The following is a 2,481-nucleotide window of genomic DNA, read 5'->3' on the forward strand; positions in this document are numbered from 1 at the left end:
TTTTGGACGGGCGGGACGCCCATCCCACAATAACAATTAAAATTGTAAGTTATTTAATTCGCGATCCTAAGGCCGCCCTATCTTCTGAATCTGTATTTTTGTTTTTGATTGGCGCTATCTCCTGAATACAAGCTGATAAGCGCAATTGTTCTTCGGGAGTTATACTCATTTTTTTCCCTGATGTACTCTGTTTATTTTACCTCCTAGCAGTCTATTTCAAAATCGGGATACTCCCGACACTTCCTCTGTTACCTAGACCGTAAGTTACAAAGCAAGCCAAACAGAAATTACAGAAAACAACCCATTAATTATTAATTCCCATCGTCACAAGTTTAAAGTCGAAAGTCAAAATAATTAATTATTACTTCTACTTTTGGCTTTTGGCTGTTTATTCGTGAAAACTGAAAATTCACCACAGCCCTCGAAATTTCAACCATACAATACTTCTTCTACAGGCGGCGTGGCGTCTGTGGGGTCGAACTGTTTGATTTTCAAAGCTTGCAGCAAAAACAGCCACATATAAAGCGGATTCAAAAAAACATATCGCTTCCAGAGGCGCTTGGGTTCCTTAATCATCCGAAACAGCCATTCCAAACCTATCTTAGATAAAATCTCAGGAGATTTAGCCAAATTACCCGCATGAAAATCGTAAGCAGCACCTACAGCAATCAGTGGCATTGATAAGTCGTCCCGGTATTCATAAGCCCAGACTTCTTGTCGCGGACAGCCCAAACCGACAAAAGTAATTGCTGCACCGCTGTTGCGAATTTGCTGGGCAGTCTCTTGTTTCTCTTGGGGCGAAACGTGCCTAAATTTAGAAGGCTGAGTTCCAGCAATAATTAACCTGGGAAAACGCTGGCAAAGATTGCGAGATAAAGCCTCCAGTACAGAAGCTTTAGAACCGTACAAATAGATAGATAATCCTTCTTCTGCCGCACGTTCGCAGATTTGTAACATCGCATGCGGCCCGCAGACTCGATCGGGCAATTTCGTATGGTAGAGCAAATTTAACGCCCACCTGACCGGCTGTCCGTCTGGCAATACTAAGTCAATGTGATTGAGACGATAGCGGTGAGTGCTGTCTAGAACTCCAGTCATTACCCCGTGAACAGCTAAAGCCGAAACTGACATTGGTTTTCCGGCGCTCGCTGCCGCCAGAATTTTGCTAACAGCCGCTTCATAATTAACGGCATTTACTAATATGCCGAGTACATTCTTTTTCCCTTTATCAATCATGGAAGACCTCTTTAAGCCAACGCTCGCCGTTACCCTCATAAATCTCCTGTAGGATTTGTTTAACTTTGTATCCAATCGTTTACACCAATTCCCAGTACATTCTTTTTTACCCGATCAATCATCCGAGCCTTCTTTCAGCCAACGCTCGCGGTTACATTCATAAATCTCCTGTAGGATTTGTTTAACGTTATATTTCATTTTCCAGTCAGGATAGTGACTGGAAAATTTTGAATTGTCGCTAATCCACCAAATGTGATCGCCAATGCGATTCCCTTCAGCATAAGTCCAATTAAATTTGCGTTCTGCAATTTCCTCGCACATCTGGATGGCTTCTAACATCGAACAATTGCTGTACCTGCCCCCTCCTGTATTATAAACTTGGGCGCTTCTGGGAGCTTTATAAAATTCATAAAATGCCGAAATTAAATCAGCGCTATGAATGTTATCGCGGACTTGCTTGCCTTTGTAGCCAAACACTGTGTAAGGAGTTCCCGTCACGGCGCACTTCATCAAGTAGGCGAGGAAGCCGTGCAATTGAGCTCCCGAGTGATTGGGTCCTGTCAGGCAGCCGCCACGAAAACAAGCCGTGTTCATATTAAAATATCGACCGTATTCTTGAACTAAAACGTCAGCAGCTACCTTAGAAGCACCAAACAAACTGTGCAGGCATTGGTCGATTGACATATCTTCCCTAATGCCGGTTTCGTAAGTATGGCCTGGTTCAATTTCCCACCTGTGTTCTAATTCAATTAAAGGCAATTTGTTTGGTGTATCGCCGTATACTTTATTGGTAGAAGTGAAAATGAAAACCGCTTTAGGACTGTACAAGCGAGTTGCTTCTAAAAGATTGAGAGTACCGTTAGCGTTGACGGTAAAATCTATTTGAGGATCCCGGGCAGCCCAATCGTGGCTCGGTTGGGCTGCGGTGTGAATTACTAACTCGATCGACTCGCCGTACCGCTTAAAAATATTGATAATGGCTTCATAGTCGCGAATGTCCACAGCTAAGTGATTATACTTGGTACCCAAGGATTTTTCGAGCAGTTGGCGGTTCCAGTTTGTAGAACCATCAGCACCAAAAAAGAACTCGCGCATATTATTGTCGATGCCAACTATATCTAAGCCTTGTTTGGCAAAGAACTTACACGCCTCAGAGCCAATTAAACCTGCCGAGCCAGTAATGATTGCAACGCCCACGTTTCACCGCCCCTGAAAAAATATAGTTTTCTTTGTTTTGTGCGCTCA

At 43.4% G+C, this 2,481-nt stretch carries 2 protein-coding genes; both read right to left on the reverse strand.

The window, feature by feature from the left end; genetic code table 11:
* Positions 1-429: 429 nt before the first annotated feature.
* Positions 430-1,236 carry a WecB/TagA/CpsF family glycosyltransferase gene (locus ACUVJL_RS37270; RefSeq protein ID WP_445250412.1) on the reverse strand — a complete coding sequence of 269 codons (807 nt, stop codon included), beginning with the start codon at positions 1,234-1,236 and terminating at the stop codon, positions 430-432.
* 114 nt (positions 1,237-1,350) lie between these two features.
* Positions 1,351-2,433, reverse strand: coding sequence for an NAD-dependent epimerase/dehydratase family protein (locus ACUVJL_RS37275; protein ID WP_445250413.1), 1,083 nt, complete (start codon positions 2,431-2,433; stop codon positions 1,351-1,353).
* Positions 2,434-2,481 lie beyond the last annotated feature (48 nt).

It is taken from the genome of Microcoleus sp. OTE_8_concoct_300, from assembly GCF_031383065.1.
In the GTDB taxonomy this organism is placed as follows: Bacteria; Cyanobacteriota; Cyanobacteriia; order Cyanobacteriales; family Microcoleaceae; genus Microcoleus.

Coding starts and splice junctions, on each gene's coding strand:
- ACUVJL_RS37270 (WP_445250412.1), bottom strand. CDS start 1,236: ATGATTGATAAAGGGAAAAAGAATGTACTCGGCATATTAGTAAATGCC.